We start from the raw sequence: 22041 nt of genomic DNA, 5'->3' as shown, positions 1-22041 counted from the left end.
GGCCCGCGGCGCCCGGGCGGCGTTACCGGCGTGCCGGTGGGACGCCCTGTCTACCGGCTGGCTGCTGTGGCTGGGCGGGCGCAGGCGGGGTCGCTATAATCGCGCATTTCCCTCACGCAGACGCGTACGAACCATGACCGAGTCCGTCCTCGACTATATGAGCCGCCTGGGCCGCGCCGCCCGTGAAGCCTCGCGCGTGCTCGCGCGGGCCTCCACCGCGCAGAAGAACGCCGCCCTGCTGGCCGCCGCCGATGCCCTGGACGCTGCCCGCGAGCAGCTCGCCCACGCCAACGAGCAGGACCTGGCCGCCGGCCGGGCCAATGGCCTGGAGCCAGCCATGCTCGACCGCCTGGCGCTGACCCCGGCGCGCATCGACGACATGATCGAGGGCCTGCGCCAGGTGGCCAAGCTGCCGGACCCCATCGGCGAGATCCGCGACATGCGCTTCGTGCCCTCGGGCATCCAGATCGGCAAGATGCGCGTGCCCCTGGGCGTGGTCGGGATCATCTACGAGTCGCGGCCGAACGTGACCATCGACGCCGCCAGCCTGTGCCTGAAATCGGGCAACGCCACCATCCTGCGCGGTGGCTCCGAGGCCATCCATTCCAACCAGGCCATCGCCCGCTGCATCCAGGCTGGCCTGGCCGCGGCCGGCCTGCCGGCGAGCGCCGTGCAGGTGGTCGAGACCACCGACCGCGCCGCCGTGGGCGCGCTGATCAGCATGCCCGAGTACGTCGACGTGATAGTCCCGCGCGGTGGCAAGGGCCTGATCGAGCGCATCAGCCGCGAGGCCAAGGTGCCGGTGATCAAGCACCTGGACGGCATCTGCCACGTGTTCATCGACGAGTCGGCCGACCTCGACAAGGCCATCCGCATCGCCGACAACGCCAAGACCCAGCGCTACGCGCCGTGCAACACCATGGAAACCCTGCTGGTGCACAAGGCCATCGCCGCGCGCGTGCTGCCGCCGCTGGCCGCCATCTACCGCGACAAGGGCGTGGAGCTGCGCGGCGACGCCGCCACCCGCGCGCTGCTGGGCAGCGACGTGCTGGAGGCGACCGAGGAAGACTGGCGCACCGAGTACAACGCGCCGATCCTGTCGATCCGCATCGTCGACGACCTGGACAGCGCCATCGAGCACATCAACACCTACGGTTCGCAGCACACCGACGCTATTGTCAGCGAGAACTTCAGCAACGCCCGGCGCTTCCTCGCCGAGGTGGACTCGGCTTCGGTCATGGTCAATGCCTCGACGCGTTTCGCCGACGGCTTCGAGTACGGCCTGGGGGCGGAGATCGGCATCTCCACCGACAAGCTGCACGCCCGCGGCCCGGTCGGCCTGGAAGGCCTGACCAGCGAGAAGTACGTGGTCTTCGGCGACGGGCACGTGCGCACCTGATGAGTAAACGGCAAGCGCGGCGGATCGGCCTCTTCGGCGGCACCTTCGATCCGGTGCACATCGGGCATCTGCGCAGTGCGCTGGAAACCGCCGAGCTGCTGGGCCTGGACGAGCTGCGCCTGCTGCCGGCGGCGCGCCCGCCGCACCGCGAGACGCCGCAGGTCTCGGCGCCGCAGCGCCTGGCCATGGTCGAGCTGGCGGTGGCCGGCGTCGCGCCCCTGACGGTGGATGCCCGCGAGCTGGCCCGCGACAAACCGTCCTACACCATCGACACCCTGGAATCGCTGCGCGCGGAGCTGGGGAGCGAGGTGCAGCTGTTCCTGATGGTCGGCTGGGATGCCTTCTGCGGCCTGCCTACCTGGCACCGCTGGGACGAACTGCTGCGGCACTGCCACATGCTGGTGCTGCAACGCCCGGATGCCGACGTGGAAGCGCCGGAAGCCCTGCGTGACCTGCTGGCGGCGCGCAGCGTGGCCGATCCCAACGCCCTCGCCGGGCCGGCTGGGCAGGTCACTTTCATCTGGCAGACGCCCCTGGCGGTGTCGGCCACCCAGATCCGCGCCCTGCTGGCGCAGGGGCGCTCACCGCGCTTCCTGGTGCCGGACGCGGTATTGAACTACATCGAGGCGCACGGGCTGTACCGCGCGTCCCTGGCAAACTAGAGAGTCATTCAATGCAAACCGAACAACTGGTCGAGCTGGCCGTCGCCGCTCTGGAAGACATGAAAGCGCAGGACATCACCGTCCTCGACGTGCGCGACAAGACCAGCATCACCGACGTCATGGTCATCGCCTCCGGCTCCTCCAGCCGCCAGGTCAAGTCGCTGGCCGACAACGTCCTGGAGAAGGTCAAGGAACAGGGCGTCAAGCCCATCGGCAGCGAAGGCCAGGAAGGCGGCGAATGGGTGCTGATCGACCTGGGCAACGTCGTGGTCCACGTCATGCAGCCGGCCACCCGCCAGTTCTACGACCTGGAGCGCCTCTGGCTCGGCGCCGAACAGAGCCGCGCCCACCACAGCGGCGAGTAAGCGCCCTTGCGCCTGCGTCTGATCGCGGTCGGCTCGCGCATGCCGCGCTGGGTCGAGGAGGGCTGGCAGGAGTACGTCAAGCGCCTGCCCTCGGAGCTGTCCCTGGAACTGGTGGAGATTCCGCTGAACACGCGCGGCAAGAACGCCGACGTGGCCCGGCTGATCCGCCAGGAGGGCGAAGCCATGCTGGCCAAGGTGCAGCCCGGTGAACGGGTGGTGACCCTGGAAGTCGAAGGCAAGCCCTGGAGCACCCCGCAGCTGGCCGCCGAACTGGATCGCTGGCGCCTGGACGCGCGCACCGTCAACCTCATGGTCGGCGGCCCGGAAGGGCTGGCGCCGGAGGTCTGTGCGCGCAGCGAGCAGCGCTGGTCGCTGTCGCCGCTGACGTTGCCGCACCCGCTGGTGCGCATCCTGGTGGGCGAGCAGATCTACCGCGCCTGGACGGTGCTGTCCGGGCACCCCTACCACAAGTAGTCGTAGCCGTACCCGATGCCGCAGCCGATACAACTCAAGGACCACGAGAAGGACGCCCGCCTGGTGCGTCGCCGGGTCGTCGTCGGCGCGGTGGCGATCTTCCTCCTGGCCCTGGTGCTGGTGGCGCGCATGTACCACCTGCAGGTCACCCAGTACGAGTACCACTCGACGCTGTCGGAGAACAACCGCGTCCACGTCCAGCCGATCCCGCCGAACCGCGGCCTGATCTACGACCGCAACGGCGTGCTGATCGCCGACAACCGCCCCAGTTTCAGCCTCACGGTCACCCGCGAGCGCACCGAGAACCTGCAGCAGGAGTTGCAGGCGCTGGTGGAGATCCTCGGCCTGACCGAGGAGGACAAGGCGATCTTCGAGAAGCGCATGAAGCAGGGCCGGCGGCCGTTCGAGCCGGTGCCGATCATGTTCGAGCTGTCCGAGGAGCAGATCGCCCGCATCGCCGTGAACCAGTACCGCCTGCCGGGCATCGACGTCACCGCGCAGTTCGTCCGCCACTACCCGCTGGGCGAGCACTTCGCCCACTCGGTGGGCTATGTCGGGCGGATCAACGAGGCCGAGCTGAAGGTGCTCGACCCGGTCAACTATTCCGGCACCCACCACATCGGCAAGACCGGCGTGGAGAAGTTCTACGAGGCCGAGCTGCACGGCACCGTGGGTTACGAGGAGGTCGAGACCAACGCCCGCGGCCGCGTGCTGCGCGTGCTCAAGCGCACCGACCCGGTGCCGGGCAAGGACATCGTCCTGAGCATCGACAGCAAGCTGCAGGCCAAGGCCGAGGAGGCCCTGGGCGGGCGCCGCGGCGCCATCGTGGCGATCCAGCCGGCCACCGGCGAGGTGCTGGCGATGGTCAGCCAGCCGAGCTACGACCCCAACCTGTTCGTCACCGGCATCAGCTTCAAGGACTACTCGGCGCTGCGCGACTCCATCGACCGCCCACTGTACAACCGCGTGCTGCGCGGCCTGTACCCGCCGGGCTCGACGGTGAAGCCGGCGGTGGCCCTGGCCGGGCTCGACGCCGGGGTGGTCACCCCCGGTTCGCGGGTCTTCGACCCCGGCTACTACCAGTTGCCCAACTACGACCACAAGTACCGCAACTGGAACCGTTCCGGCGAGGGCTGGGTGAACCTGGAGACGGCGATCATGCGCTCCAACGACACCTACTTCTACGACCTCGCCCACAAGCTCGGCATCGACAGGCTGCACGACTACATGAGTCGCTTCGGCTTCGGCCAGCGCGTGTCCCTGGACATGTACGGCGAGTCGCCGGGGCTGATGCCCTCGCGCGAGTGGAAGCGCGCCACCCGCCGCCAGGTCTGGTTCCCCGGCGAGACGCTGATCCTCGGCATCGGCCAGGGCTACATGCAGTCCACGCCGCTGCAGCTGGCGCAGATGACCGCGCTGATCGCCAACCACGGCAAGTGGCTCCGTCCGCACCTGGCCAGGACCGTCGACGGCCAGCCGCCGGTCGACCCCGAGCCGATGCCCGACATCGACCTGCGCGAGCCGGGCAACTGGGAACTGATTGACTCCGACATGCAGCAAGTGGTGCACAATGCCCGCGGCACCGCGCACAAGGTCGGCGCCGCCTCGGTCTACCGCATCGCCGGCAAGTCCGGTACCGCGCAGGTGGTGGCGATCAAGCAGAACGAGCGCTACGACCGTTCCAAGCTCAACGAGCGCAACCGCGACCACGCGCTGTTCATCGGTTTCGCCCCGGCGGACAACCCGCAGATCGCGGTGGCGGTGATGGTGGAGAACGGCGAGTCCGGCTCCGGCGTCGCAGCGCCCGTGCTCAAGCAGGTGATGGATGCCTGGTTGCTGGACGAGAGCGGCAAGCTCAAGCCCGAATTCGCGCCACAGGTGGCGGAGGCGCCGAAGCCATGAGCATGAACATGAACCCCAACTTCGACCGCACGCTGTCCAACGAGGACGTGATGAAGCGGCGCGCCAGCCTGCTGCAGCGCCTGCACATCGACGGCCTGCTGCTGCTGCTGTTGCTGGTGCTGGGCGCGGCCGGCCTGTTCGTCCTCTATTCGGCCAGCGGCAAGAGCTGGGACCTGCTGCTCAAGCAGGCCTCGTCCTTCGGCCTGGGCCTGGTGATGATGTTCGTCATCGCCCAGATCGAGCCGCGCTTCCTGGCCCGCTGGGTGCCGCTGGGCTACCTGATCGGGGTGCTGCTGCTGGTGGTGGTGGACGTCATGGGCCACAACGCCATGGGCGCCACGCGCTGGATCAACATCCCCGGGGTGATCCGCTTCCAGCCCGCCGAGTTCATGAAGCTGTTCATGCCCATGACGCTGGCCTGGTACATGTCCAAGCGCAACCTGCCGCCGAATCTCAAGCACCTGGCGATCAGCCTGGCGCTGATCGGCGTGCCCTTCGTGCTGATCCTCAAGCAGCCGGACCTGGGCACCGCCATGCTGGTGCTGGCCTCCGGCGCCTTCGTGCTGTTCGTCGGCGGCCTGCAGTGGCGCTGGATCCTCGGCGCGGTGACCGCGGCGGTGCCGGTGGCGGTGGCCATGTGGTTCTTCGTCATGCACGATTACCAGAAGCAGCGCGTGCTGACCTTCCTCGACCCGGAAAGCGACCCGCTGGGCACCGGCTGGAACATCATCCAGTCAAAAGCGGCCATCGGTTCCGGCGGCGTATTCGGCAAGGGTTGGCTGCTGGGCACCCAGTCGCACCTGGATTTTTTGCCGGAAAGCCATACGGACTTTATCATTGCCGTGCTCGGCGAAGAGTTCGGCCTGGTGGGGGTATGCCTGTTGCTGGCCCTGTACCTGATGGTGATCTACCGCGGGCTGGTGATCACCGCGCAGGCGCAGACGCTGTATGGCAAGCTGCTGGCCGGCAGCATCACCATGACCTTCTTCGTGTACGTGTTCGTCAACATTGGTATGGTCAGCGGGTTGCTGCCGGTCGTGGGGGTTCCGCTTCCCTTCATCAGCTACGGCGGAACTTCGCTGGTGACGCTGATGTCAGGGTTCGGGGTTTTGATGTCGATTCATACGCACCGGAAATGGATCGCCCAGGTTTGAAGAAGAAACGTTGAGACCAGAGTGAAGAAAGGAATGCAGATACTGCGCGAGTGGGCAGTCAGGGGTGTCCATTGGGTGGGGCTGGCAGGGGCCATCGGCTTCGGCGGCGCTGCCCAGGCGGGCGACTACGACGGTTCGCCCCAGGTCGCCCAGTTCGTCGGCGAGATGACCCGCGACTACGGCTTCGCCGACGAGCAGCTGCTTTCGCTGTTCCAGGACGTCGAGCGCAAGCAGTCGATCCTCGACGCCATTTCCCGGCCCGCCGAGCGCGTCAAGCCGTGGAAGGACTACCGGCCGATCTTCCTCACCGACGCGCGCATCAAGCGCGGCGTGGAGTTCTGGAGCCAGAACGCCGAGGCCCTGGCCCGCGCGGAGAAGGACTACGGCGTGCCGGCCCAGTACATAGTGGCGATCATCGGCGTCGAGACCTTCTTCGGCCGCAACACCGGCAACTACCGGGTGATGGACGCGCTGTCCACCCTGGCCTTCGACTACCCGCCGCGCGCCGACTTCTTCCGCAAGGAACTCAAGCAGTTCCTCCTGCTGGCCCGCGAGCAGCAGGTCGACCCGCTCGGCCTGAACGGCTCCTACGCCGGCGCCATGGGCCTGCCGCAGTTCATGCCCAGCAGCTTCCGCGCCTACGCCGTGGACTTCGACGGCGACGGCCACATCAACATCTGGACCGACCCGACCGATGCCATCGGCAGCGTCGCCAGCTACTTCAAGCAGCATGGCTGGCAGGCCGGCGAGCCGGTGGTGTCGCAGGCCGAGCTGAGCATGGACAGCGCCCAGGACGCCATCACCCAGGGCCTGGAGCCGCAGATGAGCCTCGGCCAGCTGCGCGCCGCGGGCTGGCGTACCCATGACGTGCTGCGCGACGACCTCAAGGTCACCGCCATCCGCTTCGAAGGCGCCGACGGCCCCGAATACTGGGTCGGGCTGCCCAACTTCTACGTGATCACCCGCTACAACCGCAGCGCCATGTACGCCATGGCGGTCCATCAGCTGGCCGGCGAGATCGTCCGGGCGCGAGGTGTCCAGTGAACCAGCGACTGAAGCGACCGGGCTTCTGGTCGGCGGCGGCGTGCTTCGGCCTGAGCGCCGTGCTGCTCGCCAGCTGCACCAGCTCCCGGGCTCCGCAACCGGCCCAGAGCGGCGGCCTTTCCGGGCCGATGGACTACAACCGGCCGCACCGCGACGGCGCCCCCTGGTGGGACGTCGACGTGTCGCGCATCCCCGATGCCGTGCCGATGCCGCACAACGGCCCGTTCAAGAACAACCCCTACACCGTGCTGGGCAAGACCTACTACCCGCTGAACGACGCGCGCGCCTACAGCGTGACCGGCACGGCGTCCTGGTACGGCACCAAGTTCCACGGCCAGGCCACCGCCAACGGCGAGATGTACGACCTCTACGGCATGACCGCGGCGCACAAGACGCTGCCGCTGCCCAGCTACGTGCGGGTGACCAACCTGGACAATGGCAAGAGCGTCATCGTCCGCGTCAACGACCGCGGCCCGTTCTATTCCGACCGCGTCATCGACCTGTCCTTCGCCGCGGCCAAGAAGCTCGGCTATGCCGAGACCGGCACCGCGCGGGTCAAGGTCGAGGGCATCGACCCGCAGCGCTGGTGGGCCGCCCAGGGGCGCCCGGTGCCGATGGTCCTGGCGCAGCCGAAGATGGCGCCGGTGCAGAGCGCCCCGGCGGCCGGCGCACAGCCCCAGGCGGTGGCCATGGCCCAGCCGATCGAGGTCTACACCCCGCCGCCGGCGCAGCACGCCGCGCCCGTGGCGCCGGTGCAGGTCGACTCAAAAAAAAACGCTTCATTACCAGCCGCTGGCCTGTATCTCCAGGTGGGTGCCTTCGCCAACCCGGACGCTGCGGAACTGCTCAGGGACAAGATCAGCGGCATGACCTCGGCCCAGGTCTTTATCAGCTCGGTCGTGGTCAACAAGCAGACCCTGCACCGGGTACGCCTGGGGCCGATCGGAACGCAGGATGAAGCGGCGCGGATGCAGGACAGCATCCGCCTGGCCAACCTCGGCCAACCCAAGCTGGTGCGCCCGGACTGAACGCGGCGCACCGATGAAGCGGCACGCCAGAGGCCGCCCGGGAATTCCCCCAAGGGATTGTTTGACCATTAGTGAACCCAGAGAGACGGATGAACATCATCACCATCGCCAAACGCCTGTCCATGCTCGTGTTGCTCAGCGCCCCCGTGGCCGGCTGGGCGGCTGAATCCGTTGTCCCCGCCGCGCCGCAGCTGGCAGCCAAGGCCTGGGTGCTGATGGATGGCGCCAGCGGCCAGGTCCTGGTGGAGAACAACGCCGACGAGCGCCTGCCCCCGGCCAGCCTGACCAAGCTGATGACCGCCTACATCGCCACCAAGGAGATCGAGGGCGGGCGCATCGCCGAGAGCGACCAGGTCACCGTCAGCGAGCACGCCTGGCGCACCGGCGGCTCGCGCATGTTCATCAAGCTGGGCTCGCAGGTATCGGTCAGCGACCTGCTGCACGGCATCATCATCCAGTCGGGCAACGACGCCTCCGTCGCCCTCGCCGAGCACATCGCCGGCAGCGAGGACGCCTTCGCCGACATGATGAACAACACCGCGCAGAAGCTGGGCATGAGCAACTCCCACTTCATGGACGCCACCGGCCTGCCGAACCCGGAGCACTACTCCTCGGCCCGCGACATGGCGACCCTGGCCCGCGCCATCATCTACGGCGAGCCGACCCACTACGCCATCTACGCCCAGAAGGAATTCCTCTGGAACAACATCAAGCAGCCCAACCGCAACCTGCTGCTGTGGCGCGACAAGACCGTCGACGGCCTGAAGACCGGCCACACCGAGGAAGCCGGCTACTGCCTGGTGGCCTCCGCCGTGCGTGACGGCCAGCGCATGATCGCCGTGGTGTTCGGCACCAACAGCGAGCAGGCCCGCGCCGCCGAGACGCAGAAGCTGCTGACCTACGGCTTCCGCTTCTTCGAATCGCAGACCTTCTACAAGAAGGGTGCCGAGCTGACCAAGGCCCTGGTCTGGAAGGGCTCCGAGCACGAGGTCAAGGCCGGCCTGTCCGAAGACCTGACCATGACCGTGCCGCGCGGCCAGCTCAAGCAGCTGCAGGCCAACATGGTGCTGCAGCCGCAGCTGATGGCCCCGATCCAGCAGGGCCAGGTGATCGGCAAGGTGGAAGTGAAGCTGGGCGACAAGGTCGTGCGCACCTCCGATCTGGTGGCCCTGAACGCCGTGGAGGAGGGTGGTATCTTCCGCCGCCTGTGGGATAGCATCCGCCTGTTCTTCTACGGCCTGTTCAACTGACCGACGGTCCCCCGGGCTCGTACTTTTGTATACAAGCCCGGGAATTTCTACGCATGCGCGCGCCCGACTCAGGTAAAATGCGCGCCTGCGCCTGATCGACCTCCCCCGTGGCGTCGGCAGCCGTCAGGTCCGATCCATCCGGAACCTCCCGACCAGGGAGCTTCGTACGGAGGCGGGCTACCCGCCCGCGACAGCCATGACTGAAACCACTGATACCAGCACTCCTCCCGCGCCCAAGATCGAGTTCCCCTGCGAACGCTACCCGATCAAGGTGATCGGTGACGCCGGCGACGGCTTCGCCGACCTGGTCGTGGAGATCATCCAGCGCCACGCGCCGGACCTGGACGTCACCACCCTGGTGACCCGCGACAGCCGCAACGGGCGCTTCCTCTCGGTGCAGGTGCTGATCACCGCCACCGGCGTCGACCAGCTGCAGAACATCCATAGCGACCTGCGCGCCAGCGGCCGCGTGCACATGGTGCTGTGATGCCCGAGGCCGGTCCTTCCCTGGGCTTCCGCGAACTCGGCGTGCTGCCCTACGAGCCGACCTGGCACGCCATGCAGCGCTTCACCGCCGAGCGCGACGAGGGCACGCCCGACGAAGTCTGGCTGCTGGAGCACCAGCGGGTATTCACCCAGGGCCAGGCCGGCAAGGCCGAACACGTGCTGATGCCCGGCGACATCCCGGTGGTCAAGGTGGACCGCGGCGGCCAGGTGACCTACCACGGCCCCGGCCAACTGGTGGCCTACCTGCTGCTCGACGTGCGCCGCTCGCACCTGGGCGTGCGCGAGCTGGTCACGCGCATCGAACAGAGCCTGATCGGCCTGCTCGACAGTTTCGGCGTCAGCGCCGTGTCCAAACCCGACGCCCCAGGCGTCTACGTGGACGGCGCGAAGATCGCCTCCCTCGGCCTGCGCATCCGCAATGGCCGTTCCTTCCATGGCCTGGCGCTGAACGTCGACATGGACCTGGAGCCTTTCCGTCGTATCAATCCCTGCGGCTACGCAGGCATGGCCATGACCCAGCTGCGCGAGCTGGCCGGCCCCATCACCCTGGCCGAGGTGCGCGAACGCCTGCGCGGCGAACTCACCGAGCGTCTTGGCTACGCTGAACAGAAGACCCTAACGGGCGGGATCGAACTGAGATGAGCACTGTTGTGGAGACCCCGGGCCAAGGCAAGCCGGGCAAGGTGGAAGTCGGCGTGAAACTGCGCGGCGCCGAGAAGGTGGCGCGCATTCCGGTGAAGATCATCCCCACCGAGGAACTGCCGAAGAAACCCGACTGGATCCGCGTGCGCATCCCGGTCTCGCCCGAGGTGGACCGCATCAAGCAGCTGCTGCGCAAGCACAAGCTGCACAGCGTGTGCGAAGAGGCCTCCTGCCCGAACCTGGGCGAGTGCTTCTCCGGCGGCACCGCCACCTTCATGATCATGGGCGACATCTGCACCCGCCGCTGCCCGTTCTGCGACGTCGGCCACGGCCGGCCGAAGCCGCTGGACGTGGACGAGCCGACCAACCTGGCCATCGCCATCGCCGACCTGCGCCTGAAGTACGTGGTGATCACCTCGGTGGACCGCGACGACCTGCGCGACGGCGGCGCCCAGCACTTCGCCGACTGCCTGCGCGAGATCCGCAAGCTGTCCCCCGGCATCCAGTTGGAAACCCTGGTCCCGGACTACCGCGGACGCATGGACATCGCCCTGGAAATCACCGCCGCCGAGCCGCCGGACGTGTTCAACCACAACCTGGAAACCGTGCCGCGGCTGTACAAGTCCTCGCGCCCGGGTTCGGACTTCGAGTGGTCGCTGGACCTGCTGCAGAAGTTCAAGCAACTGGTGCCCCACGTGCCGACCAAGTCCGGCCTGATGCTCGGCCTGGGCGAGACCGACGACGAGGTCATCGAGGTCATGCAGCGCATGCGCGAGCACGAGATCGACATGCTCACCCTCGGCCAGTACCTGCAGCCCTCGCGCAACCACCTGCCGGTGCAGCGCTTCGTCCATCCGGACACCTTCGCCTGGTTCGCCGAGGAAGGCGCGAAGATGGGCTTCAAGAACGTCGCTTCCGGCCCGCTGGTGCGCTCCTCGTACCACGCCGACCAGCAGGCCCACGGCGGCAAGATCGGCTGACCGGCGCCCGATACCCCGGCCGGCCCGCAAGGGGCCGGCCGTTCATCCTGCGAATTTTCCCCTCCCTGCGGCACCTCTCTTTCCCCTCCGCGCCATACCCACGGACCGCGCTTGCTCCGGGCCTCTGTGCGGCCGGTCACAGATATGGCTTACGGGGATGGTGGCACATTGCCAGGAAATAAGTGGGGCTGAAGGCGCCTTTCCCTGACTGTATAGGGGAAAAGTTCGATTGGGCGTATAGGGCGTTTCCTACGTTTTTTGGGGGTTCCCTTACCTTAATTCATTTCCGAGTTTGTTCGACCATTTGTCCGGGCCTTTGAAGACGCCCTGACAACCAACGAGTCAGTGCCAGCCAAGCGCTGCCTGACGCCGTATCGACCTGGAGTTCGAACAAATGAGCAAGAAGCTAATCGCCGCCCTGGCGTGTCTTTCCGTGGCCGGCTTGTCCGGCGCGGCAACGGCTGCCGACGGTACCCTGACCTTCGAGGGCCTGGTCAACGCCAAGACCTGCACCCTCGAGCCCTCCAGCGCCAGCCAGCTCGTCACCCTGCAGCCGGTGAACGCCGACCTGCTGCAGGGCGCCGGCACGGTCGCCGGCTCGCAGACCTTCACCCTCAAGGCGACCAACTGCGAGGCCGATGCCATGGTCGCCGCGGTGTTCGCCAGCGGCGGCAACGTCGACCCCGCCACCGGCAACCTGAACAACACCATCCCTTCCGCGAACGGCGGCACCAATGCGCAGATCGCCCTGTTCCGCGCCGACGGCACCACCAAGATCGACCTGAACGACATCTCCAGCTCCGGTGGCTACCAGGCGCAGGCCGTTGGTGGCGAGGCCACGCTGGGGTTCGTCGCCAAGTATGCCGCGAGCAGTGCCACCACCACCCCTGGCGTACTGAAGACCAACCTGCAGTACACCATGAGCTACCAGTAAGTCCCGCTTCCCCCGGGAGGCGACTCCCGGGGCATCCACCGAGGTTTCCATGAGCATGCTGATTCGTGCTGTCGCAATGACGGCAGGGCTCGCCTTTGCCGCGTGCCTGAGCACTTCCGCCTGGGCCGCCGTCACCGTCCAGGGTACCCGCCTGGTCTACCCCGCCGGCGAGCGGGAAATCACCGTCCGCCTGAGCAACGACGGCAAGGTCCCGGCGCTGATGCAGATCTGGGTCGACGAAGGCGACATCCAGACGCAACCCCAGGATGCCGACGCGCCCTTCGTCATCACCCCGCCGATCTTCCGCCTCGACCCCGCCAAGGGCCAGTCGGTGCGCGTGGCCTTCAGCGGCGAGACGCTGCCGGACGACCGCGAGTCGCTGTTCTGGTTCAACGCCCTGGAGATCCCGCCGCTGCCGGACGCCAGCGAGCGCAGCTACATGCAGATCGCCGTGCGTTCGCGGCTGAAGCTCTTCTACCGCCCCTCGGGCCTGCCCGGCAGCGCCGCGGAGGCGGTGCGCAAGGTGCGCTGGCAGGTGCTGGAGCAGGCGGGCAAGCGCGTACTGCGCGGGGAAAATCCCACGCCTTACCACGTGTCCTACGCCAGCCTGGGGCTGAAGCAGGGCGGGCGCGGCCACGATCTCGGCCCGGGCATGCTCAAGCCGTTCTCCCACGAGGACTTCGCCCTGCCCGCCACCCTGAAGGCCGCCGGCGGCACCCTGGAGTACAGCTGGATGAGCGACTACGGCGTCGCCACCGACGACAAGGTCAAGCTGCCGTGACCGGCATGGGCTCCTGCACAGGCTTCATCCGGCGCTGGAGCGGGCGGCGCAGGACCACCGCCGCCCTGGGCTCGCTCGCCGCCGCCCTGGCCGGCCTGCCGAGCCTCGCCGGCTGGGCGGACGACCAGCCGGTGCGCTTCGACACCGACTTCCTGCGCAACGCGCCGGGCCAGACGGTCGACCTGACGCGCTTCGAGCAGGGCAGCCCGGTGCAGCCCGGCAGCTACACGCTGGACCTGTACCTCAACGACAACTGGCAGGGGCGGCAGCGCGTCGAGGTGCGCGAGGACGCCCGCGTGTGCTGGGCGCGCGAGCAACTGCCGCTGCTGGGGCTGGCCATCGACCGCCTGCCGGCCGAGGCCCGCGAGGCGCTGCAGGCCGCCGACCCGGCGTGCATCGACCTCCAGCGCCTGATCCCGGATAGCCGGGTTACGCCCGACCTGGCCGACATGCGCCTGGAGCTGAGCATTCCCCAGGCCTACCTGTGCCGCACCCGCGCCGACCACGTCGACCCGCGCGACTGGGACCGCGGCATCACCGCGGCCTTCGTCGACTACAACGCCAACGCCTACCACAGCGACGTCGGCGGCAGCAGTTCCAGCCAGTACTACGCCGGGCTCAACAGCGGGGTGAACCTCGGCGACTGGCGCCTGCGCCACAACGGCAGCTATAGCCGCTCCGACGGCGTTTCCGAGTACGACGCCATCAGCAGCTACGCCCAGCGCGACATCACCGCGCTGAAGTCGCAGCTGACCCTGGGCGAGTACTACACCCCCGCCGACCTGTTCGACAGCGTGCCCTTCACCGGTGTCCAGCTGGCCTCGGACGAGCGCATGCTGCCCGACTCGCAGCGCGGCTTCGCCCCGGCCATCCGCGGCACCGCCGAGACCAACGCCAAGGTCACGGTGCGCCAGGGCGGCAACATCCTCTACGAAACCACGGTGGCGCCCGGCCCCTTCATCATCGACGAGCTCTACGGCACCGGCTATGCCGGCGACCTGGAAGTCACCGTGACCGAGGCCGACGGCCGCGAACGGCGCTTCACCGTGCCCTTCGCCAGCGTGGCGCAACTGCTGCGCCCGGGCGTGTCGCGCTACAGCCTCAGCGCCGGCGAGTACCGCGACGAGCGCCTGGACGACGCGCCTAAGTTCCTCCAGGGCACCTACCAGCGCGGCCTGTCGAACCTGTGGACCGGCTATACCGGCGGCATCGTCGCCGAGAACTACCTGGCGCTGCAGGGCGGGGTAGCGCTGAGTACGCCGGTGGGCGCCTTCGCCTTCGACGTCACCCGCTCCAGCGCCTCCGGCCTGGACCCCGTCCACGGCCTGGGCGGCGATGCCAGCGGGGAGAGCTACCGGCTGAGCTACAGCAAGCTGGTGGAGTCGACGCGCACCAACTTCGCGGTCGCCGCCTACCGCTTTTCCAGCGAAGGCTACCTGGGGCTGGGCGAGTTCGCCGAACTGAGCGACGGCTCCGGCGGCACCGGGCGCTTCCGCCAGCGCAACCGCCTGCAGGCCAACATCAGCCAGCCCCTGGCGGACGGCTGGGGCAGCTTCTACCTCAGCGGCTCGGCGCAGAACTACTGGAACGTCGACGCCGGCAGCGACCTCAGCTACCAGGCCGGCTACAGCAACGGCTGGCGCTGGGGCAGCCTGAACCTGTCGGCCAGCCGCACCCGTTCGCAGTCCGGGCAGAGCCAGAACCAGTACATGCTCAGCCTGTCGCTGCCCCTGGGCCGCGCGCCCAGCTCGCCCTACCTGAGCAGTTCCTACAGCCGCACCGACAACGGCGCCAGCGATGCCCAGCTCGGCCTGTCCGGCTCCCTCGGCGAGCGCAGCGCCTTCAGCTACGGCGTCTATGCATCGCGCAGCCGCAACGACGGCGGCAGCAGCACCAGCAGCGGCGCCAACGCCCAGTATCGCGCCTCGGCCGCCTCGCTGTCGGCCAGCGTCAGCGATGGCGACGGCTACCGGCAACTGGGCGTGGGTCTGTCCGGCAGCCTGCTGGCCCATGCCGGCGGCATCAACTTCAGCCCCGACCAGGGCGAGACCAAGGTACTGGTCGAGGCCCGCGGCGCCAGCGGCGCCGGCCTGGTCAACAGCACCGGCGCGCAGGTCGCCGGCAACGGCTTCGCCTTCACCAGCGGCCTCACCCCCTACCGGCGCAATCGCGTGGGGCTGGACCCCAAGGGCCTGGGCGAGGACGTCGAACTGCAACTGACCGAGCAGACGGTGGCCCCGCGCTTCGGCTCGGTGGCCCTGCTCAAGTACCCGACGCGCAACGGCCAGCCGCTGCTGCTGACGCTGCGGGACGAGGACGGCGGCAAGCTGCCGGTGGGCGCCGAGGTGCTGGATGCCGAGGGCACCAGCCTGACCCTGGTGGGGCAGGGCAGCCGCGTGTTCCTGCGCGCCGAGCAGGCGCAGGGCGAACTGCTGGTGCGCTGGGGAACCAGCCCCGACCGCCAGTGCGGGGCCGCCTACCAACTGCCGGAAACGAAGGCCGAAGGCCAGCCGTTCTTCCGCCTCGAGGCGCTCTGCCGCCGATCCGCCAACTGACAGGTGGGCGCCCGGCGCCCACGGAGAGTCCCCATGCTGAGAACAACCCTGCCGCTCTGCCTGCTGCTGTTCGCCGCACCTTCGGCCTGGGCCTCCTGTGCCTTCGTGCCAGGCTACATGACCTCGGTCTTCAGCGTGCCCATCGATAACGTCCTGGCCGTTCCGCGGGACGTGCCGGTCGGCACCGCGCTGTTCGACAGCGGCTGGCAGCGCGCGACCGGCGTGACCATCCGCTGCGACAGCAGCGGCCACGCCCAGGGCCTGCTGGGCGGCGGCTTCGGTGCGCCGCTGCAGGGCATTCCCGGCTTCGGCAGTGGCGAGGTGCTGGACACCGAGATTCCGGGCGTGGGCATCCAGGTGTTCTGGTGCAACTACGATTCCGAGTGCGGCAACCCTCCCGCGCCGAACCGGAGCGTGTCGCTGGTACAGAAGCTGGACTGGCGAGTGCCTGCCGATACCTATGCGCCCAGGAACAACTGGTGGGTGCGGCTGGTGAAGACCGGGCCGCTCCAGGCCGGGCTGCACGGCTTCAGCGGCACGGCGACGGTGCGCTACCTCGACCTGGACGTCGCCACGCTCAGCGTCCACGGCGCGCTGAGCACCAGCGCGCCGACCTGCCGGCTGGACACGCCCAACCTGGTGGTGCAGATGCCCACCGCGCCCCTGGATGCCTTCCAGGGCCCGGGGGTATTGCCGGAGCCCTGGCAGAAGCGCTTCGACATCAACCTGCAGTGCGACGCCGGCATCCGCCTCAGCTACCGGGTCGACCCGCTGTCGCTGTCGGCCGCGGCGGTGGGCGTCATGGCCAACCGCGAGGGGCCGCACATGGCCAGGAACGTCGGCATCCAGCTGTTCCACGGCGATGGCGAGGACGCGCAACCGCTGCCCATCATGACCAAGCTGCTGCACACCCCCTCGACCGCGGCCGGCCTGGTGCGCATCCCGCTGTTGGCCAGGTACTACCAGATCACCCCGAAGGTCACCTCGGGGCTGGTGACCACTTCGGCCACGCTGACCCTGACCTACGAGTGAGGCCTCCCATGTTCAACAGAACCCTGGGTTGTGCCCTGTGCCTGCTGCTGTGCCTCGCCGCACCGGCGGCCTGGGCGAAATGCAGTTTCAAGCCGGGCTATATGAAGTCCGTCTACAACGTCGAGCTACCGGCGGACCTGGACTTCCCCCAGGACCTGGCGCCAGGCCGGATGCTGTATTCCAGCGCCTGGCGGAGCGCCACCGGCGTGCGCATCTCCTGCAACGCCTCGGGCAGGGTGTCTGGGCGGGTGGCGGGACACATCGGCCCGCTGCTCGAGGTGCCGGGCTGGTACAACGGCGGCGTGCATTCCACCAACGTGCCGGGCGTGGGCATCGCCGTGTACTGGTGCAACCGGGGCAACAGCTGCGAGCCCTCGCCGCCGGTGACCAGCCTGAACTGGGAGGTCGGGCCCTGGGACTACGATCCGGAGAACAACTGGCTGGTGCTGCTGGTCAAGACCGGGCCGATCGCCTCGGGCGTGCACGACTTCCTCGGCACCGCGACGGTGCGCTACGACAACCTGGACGTCGGCGAGCTGAGCATCCACGGGCGCTTGAAGGTGACCGCCCGGGGCTGCCGGCTCGACCCCGCCAGCAGCACCCAGACCATACGCCTGCCGACGGTCCCGGTGGATGCCTTCCAGGAGGGCGGCGTGTTGCCCGACCCCTGGCTGGGGCGGCCCTTCGACCTGCGCATGGAGTGCGATCCGGACATCCGCCTGAGCTACCGCATCGATCCGCTGTACCCCAGCAACTTCCCCGACGTCCTGGCCAACCGGCAGGGCGACGGCCTGGCGCGCAACGTCGGTATCCAGCTGTTCCGCGAGCTTGGCGGCAAGAGCGTGGTGCTGCCGCTGCGGATGACGGTGTTCGAGGGCTGGACCCAGGGCGGCGCGCAGCGTATCTCGCTGTTCGCCCGCTACTACCAGACCGGCGCGCGGGTCACGCCCGGCGCCCTCAACACCGCTGCGACCTTCAGCATGATCTACGAGTGACGCATTCGACATCCTGAGCCCTGGCGGCGGAACCCGTTTGCATTTGCGCGGACGGGCCGTTGAGCCAGGGCGGCGGCCCCACGATCATGGTCCGACCCGGCAGGCGCCTGCCGCCGAGCCGGGGCATATTGCCACGGAGCGGGGGAGTCGTGTGCGGAGGTTCCGGGCGCCGTTCGTCTGCCACTGGATGGAGAACGAAAAGTGTCACGGAAATGCTTGCGTGTCGGATCCTTGTCATTGCTCATGAAATCCCTGGGGTTGTCGATCGCCTCGGGCCTGGCGCTGCTGTCGTCGGCGCTGGCCCAGGCCGACTGTTCCTGGAGCAACGGTGGCTCGGGGTATGCCGGCCCCGGCAAAGTCGATTGGCCTCTACCTGCCACGCTGTCGGTTCCGCGGGATAAACCGGTAGGCGCGGTGCTCTGGCGTTCGGGTTGGAAATGGGGGGCCACCGGCATGCTCAACCGCTGTTCGGCGGGACGCATCAGCGGCCGCCTGACCAGCGACATCGGCCAGCCCACCAGCAATCCTGCGGTCCATGCCACGAACGTTCCCGGTATCGGCATCGCGGTGTTCTGGTGCAACGTGGGCCAGTCTTCCTGCGCGTCCGATCCGTTTCCGCTCGGGGTGACCGACAACCGCACCTGGTCGGAAGTCTCGGCGCTGAACTGGAGCTACCGGGCCGGCACCTACGATCCTTTCACGCACTTCATCGTGTATCTGGTGAAGACCGGCGACGTCAGCCCCGGAGTGATACGGATCGGTGGCCTGTCACAGGTGTTCTACAACGCCATCGAGGTCTCCCGGCTGACCCTGTCGGGGCAGACCATCGTCAGTTCGCCCGCCTGCCAGATCACCTCGGGCACCGACGTGCGCGTGCGGATGCCCCAGGTGACGGTCACCGACTTCCCGCCGAGCATCGGAGTGATGGCCGACGACAGCAAGGCCGCCCCGTTCAATATCGGCCTGCTGTGCAGCGGCAGCATGAAGGTCAGTTACAGGATCGATCCGCTGAACGCTGCGACCGTCGCCAACGTCATCGACAATGCGAAGGGTGCAGACTACGCGGCGGGCGTCGGTATCCAGCTGTTCCAGGGCGACACGTCCAGTTCCACGGTGCTGCCGCTGTCCACCCGCCTGACCCAGGCGAACGTCTCGGGCTCCAACCTGCCGCTGTCGATCCCGTTGGTGGCCAGGTACTACAAGACTTCCAACCGCATCAGCGGCGGCGCGGTGCGGGCTTCGGCGATGTTCACGCTGTTCTACGAATGAGACGGTCGGTGCGGGCCGGCATTGCCGGCCCGCACGGGACCTTTCAGTCGCCTTGCTGCAGGCGTGCCAGCAGCGCCGGGGTGGGGTAGCCGTCGGCCGGCAGGCCCTGGCTCTGCTGGTAGGCGCGGATGGCCGTGCGGGTGTTGGCGCCGATGATGCCGTCCGGGTTGCCCGGCTGGTAGCCGCGGGCGGCCAGGCCCTGCTGCAGGGCGATGCGCTCGCTGCGGCTGAGCGGGCGGTCTTCCACCGGCCAGCCGGCCTCGATGCGGCCCAGGCCCTTGAAGCTGTCCGACAGCAGCCCGACGGCCAGGGCGTAGTTGGTGGAATTGTTGTACCTGAGGATGGCGCGGAAGTTGTCCAGCACCAGGAACGCCGGCCCGCGGTAGCCGGCCGGCAGCAACAGCGAGGCCGTGGCCTGGGGGTTGCCCGGCAGGCGCCCGCCCACCGGTTGCACGCCCAGGCGCAGCCATTCGCTGATCGGCTTGCGGATGCTCATGTCGGCCTGGGCGTAGTCGAAGCCCTGGGCCAGGCGCACCTCGAAACCCCAGCTCTGGCCGGGCTTCCAGCCGGAGGCCTGGAGGTAGTTGGCGGTGGAGGCGAGGGCGTCGTCGGCCGAGCGCCAGATGTCGCGGCGACCGTCGCCGTCGAAGTCCACCGCGTACTGGTCGTAGGTGGTGGGGATGAACTGCGTCTGGCCCATGGCGCCGGCCCAGGAGCCGACCATGGCGCTGGCCGGCACGTCGCCGTGCTGGATGATCCGCAGGGCGCTCAGCAACTGGCCGTGGGCGTACTCCGGGCGGCGCCCTTCGTAGGCCAGGGTGGCCAGGGAGCGGATCACGCTGCGCTCGCCCATGTTGTTGCCGAAGTTGCTTTCCATGCCCCAGATCGCCACCACGGCCTCGGCATCCACCGCGTAGCGGCTGTCGATGCGCTGCAGCACGGCGGCGTTCTGCGTCAGCTTGCCCTGGCCATTGCGGATGCGCGCCGGCGACACGGCGCCGGCCAGGTATTCCCACACCGGCCGGGTGAACTCCGGCTGGCTGCGGTCGGCGGTGACCACCGCCGGGTCGGGCTCCAGGCCGGCGAAGGCCTGGTCGAAGGTCTGCGCGCTGATGCCGGCGGCCAGGGCCTGCTGGCGGAAGCCCTCGCGCCAGGTCTCGAAGCTGATGGACGGCAACGGCTGGCCATCGGCGTCGAGCAGCACGCTGGCCGTGGACGGCTGCGAATTCGCCGCCGGCGCGTCGGCGCAGGCGGAGAGCACGCAGGCACTGAGAAGGGTCAGGCAGAGGGGAAACAGACGGAAGGGTGAAGCGGGTGTGCGCATTGCGCTCCTCGGCGGGTTCTTCAGGCAGCGGCCACCTTAGCACGCGGACGCCGGAGCGTCTGCCGCCGGGCCGGGCGCCGCGATGACAGGTTGTTGTTGCAGGTTCAGGGGGCGGGCTTGGCCTTGGTGGCGCTCTGGTCCAGCTCCTTGAGCATCTGGTCGTAGGCCGCGCAGTCGTCCGGGCGCTCCTTGCTGGAACGGCTCTTCTTCATGGCGGCGAGCTGGGCGTTGAGGCGCTTGGCGGTTTCCGGGTCGCGCTGGGTGATGGCGGCGACCTTGTCCGCGACCTGGCGGCCCTTGGCCAGGGCCTGCTGGTCGGAACAGAAGGCCCAGGCCGAGCCGGCCATGGGCAGCAGGGCCAGCACCAGGCCGGCGGCGAGTGTCCTGGTGTTCATCGTGCTTCTCCGGGTGTTGTGCCTATTCCATGGAGGGCGCACGGTGGGCCGGAGTTCCATCGATCTTGGCCTCGGGCTCAGGATCCCTTCGCGGCGGGGAAGCCTCCGCGCTCCCCCGGCGCGTGGGCCGGGCCTCAGAAGTAGTAGCCGATGTTGCTGTACAGCTGGTTTTCCCAGTGGCCGGTGCCGCCGACGCCCAGGCTCTGGGTGTAGTCGCTGCCGCCGATGTACGGATCGTTCCTGCCGTGCAGCCATTCCAGGGCTATCCACAGCGGGCCGAGGCTGAAGGAGCTGCCGAGGATCAGGCGCTGGGAGTCGCTGAAGGCGCTTTCGTCCTTGTCGAACAGGCTGTAGTTGCCATAGACCTTGATGCCGGAGAGCCAGCCGTAGCGGCCGGGGATGTCGTAGCTGAGGTCGGCGACGTAGAGGTTGCCCTTGGCCGCGACGTTGAAGGTGCCGTCGAAGCTGCCGAAGCTGACCAGCCTGTCGCTGCCCGGGTTCTTCGCATTCATCTGCTGGCGCGTGGCCTGGGCCTGTATGCCCCAGGGGCCGCGCTTGCCGCTGTAGTGCAGGGCGAAGGCATAGCGGCTGCCGTTGTCGTCGGTGTCCCGGTTGTCCAGGGTCGAGCCCAGGACGGAGGCGCCGATCTCCGAGTTCCAGCCGCCGCCTTCGAACTTGCGGGCCAGCCGGCCGACCAGGATGTTGCGTTCATGGTTGTCGCTGCCGTCGACCACGTAGTCGTCGGCCGTCGCCACGCTGGTGCCGTAGGTGCGCCCGCCGCGGCTGGTGCCGCGCCCCTGTTCCGCCGGGATGGGGTAGTAGGCGGCCTGCAGGTCCCAGCCGGCGCTGTTCTGCAGGTATTTCACGCCGATGTCCTGGGTGTCTTCCAGGCCGATCACGTTGCCCAGGGTTTCGAAGAAGGTGCTGCCGAAATACGGCAGCAGGCCGAAGGGGATGGGCGTCTGGCCGACCTGCACCTGGCGCTGCGCGGAGAATTTGTAGCCGACCCAGGCGTACTCGGCGAAGGCGATGTCGCCGACCCGGTCGGTGTATTCATAGGGATAGGCGTCGCCGTAGAAGCGGTACTTGGCCGCGGCTATCCAGGTGTCGGAGTGGTAGTCGGCGGTGAGGAAGAAGGTGTCGAAGCTGAACTTGGAGATATCCCGGTCCGGGTCGTAGTCCAGGCGGCCGCGCAGGGCGCCGCCGAGGTCGAGATCGTCGGTGATGGATACCGCGTGGGCGCCGGTGGCCAGCAGGGCCAGCGGCAAAAGGCAGGCGATGAGCCGCAGATGCAGGTGCAGCATGGAGTGCTCCAGTGTTTGTCGGTTCTTGTTGTCGGGAGCGAGCGG

The 22041-nt window shown here is 68.3% G+C and carries 21 protein-coding genes; 18 read left to right on the top strand and 3 right to left on the bottom strand.

Annotation, left to right across the window (positions count from 1 at the left end; all coding sequences use genetic code 11):
• The first annotated feature begins 133 nt into the window (after positions 1-133).
• The 18 genes from BM060_RS19210 (at position 134) to BM060_RS19125 (ending at position 18973) form a co-directional block, all read left to right on the top strand.
• Positions 134-1399, top strand: a complete 1266-nt coding sequence (locus BM060_RS19210; RefSeq protein ID WP_074981979.1) for a glutamate-5-semialdehyde dehydrogenase — start codon at positions 134-136, stop codon at positions 1397-1399.
• Positions 1399-2061, top strand: coding sequence for a nicotinate-nucleotide adenylyltransferase (nadD, locus tag BM060_RS19205; RefSeq protein ID WP_074981974.1), 663 nt, complete (start codon positions 1399-1401; stop codon positions 2059-2061). The genes BM060_RS19210 and nadD overlap by 1 nt, the downstream gene beginning before the upstream one ends.
• An 11-nt stretch (positions 2062-2072) precedes the next feature.
• A complete protein-coding gene (gene rsfS / locus BM060_RS19200) occupies positions 2073-2426 on the top strand; it encodes a ribosome silencing factor (RefSeq protein ID WP_009617292.1) in 354 nt (117 codons plus the stop codon).
• 6 nt (positions 2427-2432) lie between these two features.
• Positions 2433-2900, top strand: coding sequence for a 23S rRNA (pseudouridine(1915)-N(3))-methyltransferase RlmH (rlmH, locus tag BM060_RS19195; RefSeq protein ID WP_009617293.1), 468 nt, complete (start codon positions 2433-2435; stop codon positions 2898-2900).
• Positions 2901-2915: 15 nt separating this feature from the next.
• The gene (gene mrdA, locus BM060_RS19190) at positions 2916-4802 is read left to right on the top strand and encodes a penicillin-binding protein 2 (RefSeq protein ID WP_074981971.1); all 1887 of its coding nucleotides are present in this window, start codon (positions 2916-2918) and stop codon (positions 4800-4802) included.
• A gap of 50 nt (positions 4803-4852) precedes the next feature.
• Positions 4853-5956, top strand: a complete 1104-nt coding sequence (gene rodA / locus BM060_RS19185; protein WP_099049098.1) for a rod shape-determining protein RodA — start codon at positions 4853-4855, stop codon at positions 5954-5956.
• A 21-nt stretch (positions 5957-5977) separates the two neighbouring features.
• Positions 5978-7000, top strand: a complete 1023-nt coding sequence (gene mltB / locus BM060_RS19180; RefSeq protein ID WP_135499979.1) for a lytic murein transglycosylase B — start codon at positions 5978-5980, stop codon at positions 6998-7000.
• The gene (locus BM060_RS19175) at positions 6997-8028 is read left to right on the top strand and encodes a septal ring lytic transglycosylase RlpA family protein (protein ID WP_074981965.1); all 1032 of its coding nucleotides are present in this window, start codon (positions 6997-6999) and stop codon (positions 8026-8028) included. The genes mltB and BM060_RS19175 overlap by 4 nt, the downstream gene beginning before the upstream one ends.
• An 89-nt stretch (positions 8029-8117) precedes the next feature.
• Positions 8118-9278, top strand: a complete 1161-nt coding sequence (locus BM060_RS19170) for a D-alanyl-D-alanine carboxypeptidase family protein (protein WP_074981963.1) — start codon at positions 8118-8120, stop codon at positions 9276-9278.
• A gap of 196 nt (positions 9279-9474) precedes the next feature.
• A complete protein-coding gene (locus BM060_RS19165; RefSeq protein WP_074981961.1) occupies positions 9475-9765 on the top strand; it encodes a DUF493 domain-containing protein in 291 nt (96 codons plus the stop codon).
• The gene (lipB, locus tag BM060_RS19160) at positions 9765-10427 is read left to right on the top strand and encodes a lipoyl(octanoyl) transferase LipB (protein WP_074981959.1); all 663 of its coding nucleotides are present in this window, start codon (positions 9765-9767) and stop codon (positions 10425-10427) included. The genes BM060_RS19165 and lipB overlap by 1 nt, the downstream gene beginning before the upstream one ends.
• Positions 10424-11407, top strand: coding sequence for a lipoyl synthase (gene lipA / locus BM060_RS19155; RefSeq protein WP_074981957.1), 984 nt, complete (start codon positions 10424-10426; stop codon positions 11405-11407). The genes lipB and lipA overlap by 4 nt, the downstream gene beginning before the upstream one ends.
• Before the next feature lie 394 nt (positions 11408-11801).
• Positions 11802-12341, top strand: coding sequence for a fimbrial protein (locus BM060_RS19150; RefSeq protein WP_074981956.1), 540 nt, complete (start codon positions 11802-11804; stop codon positions 12339-12341).
• A gap of 49 nt (positions 12342-12390) precedes the next feature.
• The gene (locus tag BM060_RS19145) at positions 12391-13122 is read left to right on the top strand and encodes a fimbrial biogenesis chaperone (RefSeq protein WP_064987593.1); all 732 of its coding nucleotides are present in this window, start codon (positions 12391-12393) and stop codon (positions 13120-13122) included.
• Between the two features lie 5 nt (positions 13123-13127).
• Positions 13128-15677: a fimbria/pilus outer membrane usher protein gene (locus tag BM060_RS19140; RefSeq protein WP_074982088.1), complete on the top strand. Its 2550-nt coding sequence runs from the start codon at positions 13128-13130 to the stop codon at positions 15675-15677.
• A gap of 33 nt (positions 15678-15710) precedes the next feature.
• Complete coding sequence (locus BM060_RS19135) at positions 15711-16709, top strand: fimbrial protein (RefSeq protein ID WP_074981954.1); 999 nt, start codon at positions 15711-15713, stop codon at positions 16707-16709.
• An 8-nt stretch (positions 16710-16717) separates the two neighbouring features.
• Positions 16718-17704 carry a fimbrial protein gene (locus BM060_RS19130; RefSeq protein WP_074981952.1) on the top strand — a complete coding sequence of 329 codons (987 nt, stop codon included), beginning with the start codon at positions 16718-16720 and terminating at the stop codon, positions 17702-17704.
• Positions 17705-17947: 243 nt separating this feature from the next.
• Positions 17948-18973 carry a fimbrial protein gene (locus BM060_RS19125; protein ID WP_083426796.1) on the top strand — a complete coding sequence of 342 codons (1026 nt, stop codon included), beginning with the start codon at positions 17948-17950 and terminating at the stop codon, positions 18971-18973.
• A gap of 43 nt (positions 18974-19016) precedes the next feature.
• Here the strand turns inward: BM060_RS19125 and BM060_RS19120 are convergent, their stop codons facing one another.
• From BM060_RS19120 to BM060_RS19110, 3 genes are all read right to left on the bottom strand, one after another.
• The gene (locus BM060_RS19120) at positions 19017-20297 is read right to left on the bottom strand and encodes a lytic murein transglycosylase (protein ID WP_074981948.1); all 1281 of its coding nucleotides are present in this window, start codon (positions 20295-20297) and stop codon (positions 19017-19019) included.
• Between the two features lie 104 nt (positions 20298-20401).
• On the bottom strand, positions 20402-20692 hold the full coding sequence (locus BM060_RS19115; protein WP_074981945.1) for a hypothetical protein: 291 nt from the start codon (positions 20690-20692) through the stop codon (positions 20402-20404).
• Between the two features lie 134 nt (positions 20693-20826).
• Positions 20827-21996, bottom strand: coding sequence for a putative porin (locus BM060_RS19110; RefSeq protein WP_074981943.1), 1170 nt, complete (start codon positions 21994-21996; stop codon positions 20827-20829).
• Between the last annotated feature and the right edge of the window lie 45 nt (positions 21997-22041).

It is taken from the genome of Pseudomonas citronellolis, assembly GCF_900112375.1.
GTDB classification, from domain to species: Bacteria; Pseudomonadota; Gammaproteobacteria; order Pseudomonadales; family Pseudomonadaceae; genus Pseudomonas; species Pseudomonas citronellolis.
The sequence above is the reverse complement of the archived record's forward strand: the minus strand, read 5'-3'. Positions and strand labels throughout refer to the sequence as shown.

Excerpts from the sequence above, each read along its gene's own strand:
- nadD (WP_074981974.1), top strand. The coding sequence starts at position 1,399 with ATGAGTAAACGGCAAGCGCGGCGGATCGGCCTCTTCGGCGGCACCTTC.
- BM060_RS19115 (WP_074981945.1), bottom strand. The coding sequence starts at position 20,692 with ATGAACACCAGGACACTCGCCGCCGGCCTGGTGCTGGCCCTGCTGCCC.
- BM060_RS19135 (WP_074981954.1), top strand. The coding sequence starts at position 15,711 with ATGCTGAGAACAACCCTGCCGCTCTGCCTGCTGCTGTTCGCCGCACCT.
- BM060_RS19140 (WP_074982088.1), top strand. The coding sequence starts at position 13,128 with ATGGGCTCCTGCACAGGCTTCATCCGGCGCTGGAGCGGGCGGCGCAGG.
- BM060_RS19125 (WP_083426796.1), top strand. The coding sequence starts at position 17,948 with ATGAAATCCCTGGGGTTGTCGATCGCCTCGGGCCTGGCGCTGCTGTCG.
- BM060_RS19130 (WP_074981952.1), top strand. The coding sequence starts at position 16,718 with ATGTTCAACAGAACCCTGGGTTGTGCCCTGTGCCTGCTGCTGTGCCTC.
- BM060_RS19165 (WP_074981961.1), top strand. The coding sequence starts at position 9,475 with ATGACTGAAACCACTGATACCAGCACTCCTCCCGCGCCCAAGATCGAG.
- mrdA (WP_074981971.1), top strand. The coding sequence starts at position 2,916 with ATGCCGCAGCCGATACAACTCAAGGACCACGAGAAGGACGCCCGCCTG.
- rodA (WP_099049098.1), top strand. The coding sequence starts at position 4,853 with ATGAAGCGGCGCGCCAGCCTGCTGCAGCGCCTGCACATCGACGGCCTG.
- lipA (WP_074981957.1), top strand. The coding sequence starts at position 10,424 with ATGAGCACTGTTGTGGAGACCCCGGGCCAAGGCAAGCCGGGCAAGGTG.
- BM060_RS19145 (WP_064987593.1), top strand. The coding sequence starts at position 12,391 with ATGAGCATGCTGATTCGTGCTGTCGCAATGACGGCAGGGCTCGCCTTT.
- BM060_RS19110 (WP_074981943.1), bottom strand. The coding sequence starts at position 21,996 with ATGCTGCACCTGCATCTGCGGCTCATCGCCTGCCTTTTGCCGCTGGCC.
- rsfS (WP_009617292.1), top strand. The coding sequence starts at position 2,073 with ATGCAAACCGAACAACTGGTCGAGCTGGCCGTCGCCGCTCTGGAAGAC.
- lipB (WP_074981959.1), top strand. The coding sequence starts at position 9,765 with ATGCCCGAGGCCGGTCCTTCCCTGGGCTTCCGCGAACTCGGCGTGCTG.
- BM060_RS19170 (WP_074981963.1), top strand. The coding sequence starts at position 8,118 with ATGAACATCATCACCATCGCCAAACGCCTGTCCATGCTCGTGTTGCTC.
- BM060_RS19120 (WP_074981948.1), bottom strand. The coding sequence starts at position 20,297 with ATGCGCACACCCGCTTCACCCTTCCGTCTGTTTCCCCTCTGCCTGACC.
- BM060_RS19150 (WP_074981956.1), top strand. The coding sequence starts at position 11,802 with ATGAGCAAGAAGCTAATCGCCGCCCTGGCGTGTCTTTCCGTGGCCGGC.
- BM060_RS19210 (WP_074981979.1), top strand. The coding sequence starts at position 134 with ATGACCGAGTCCGTCCTCGACTATATGAGCCGCCTGGGCCGCGCCGCC.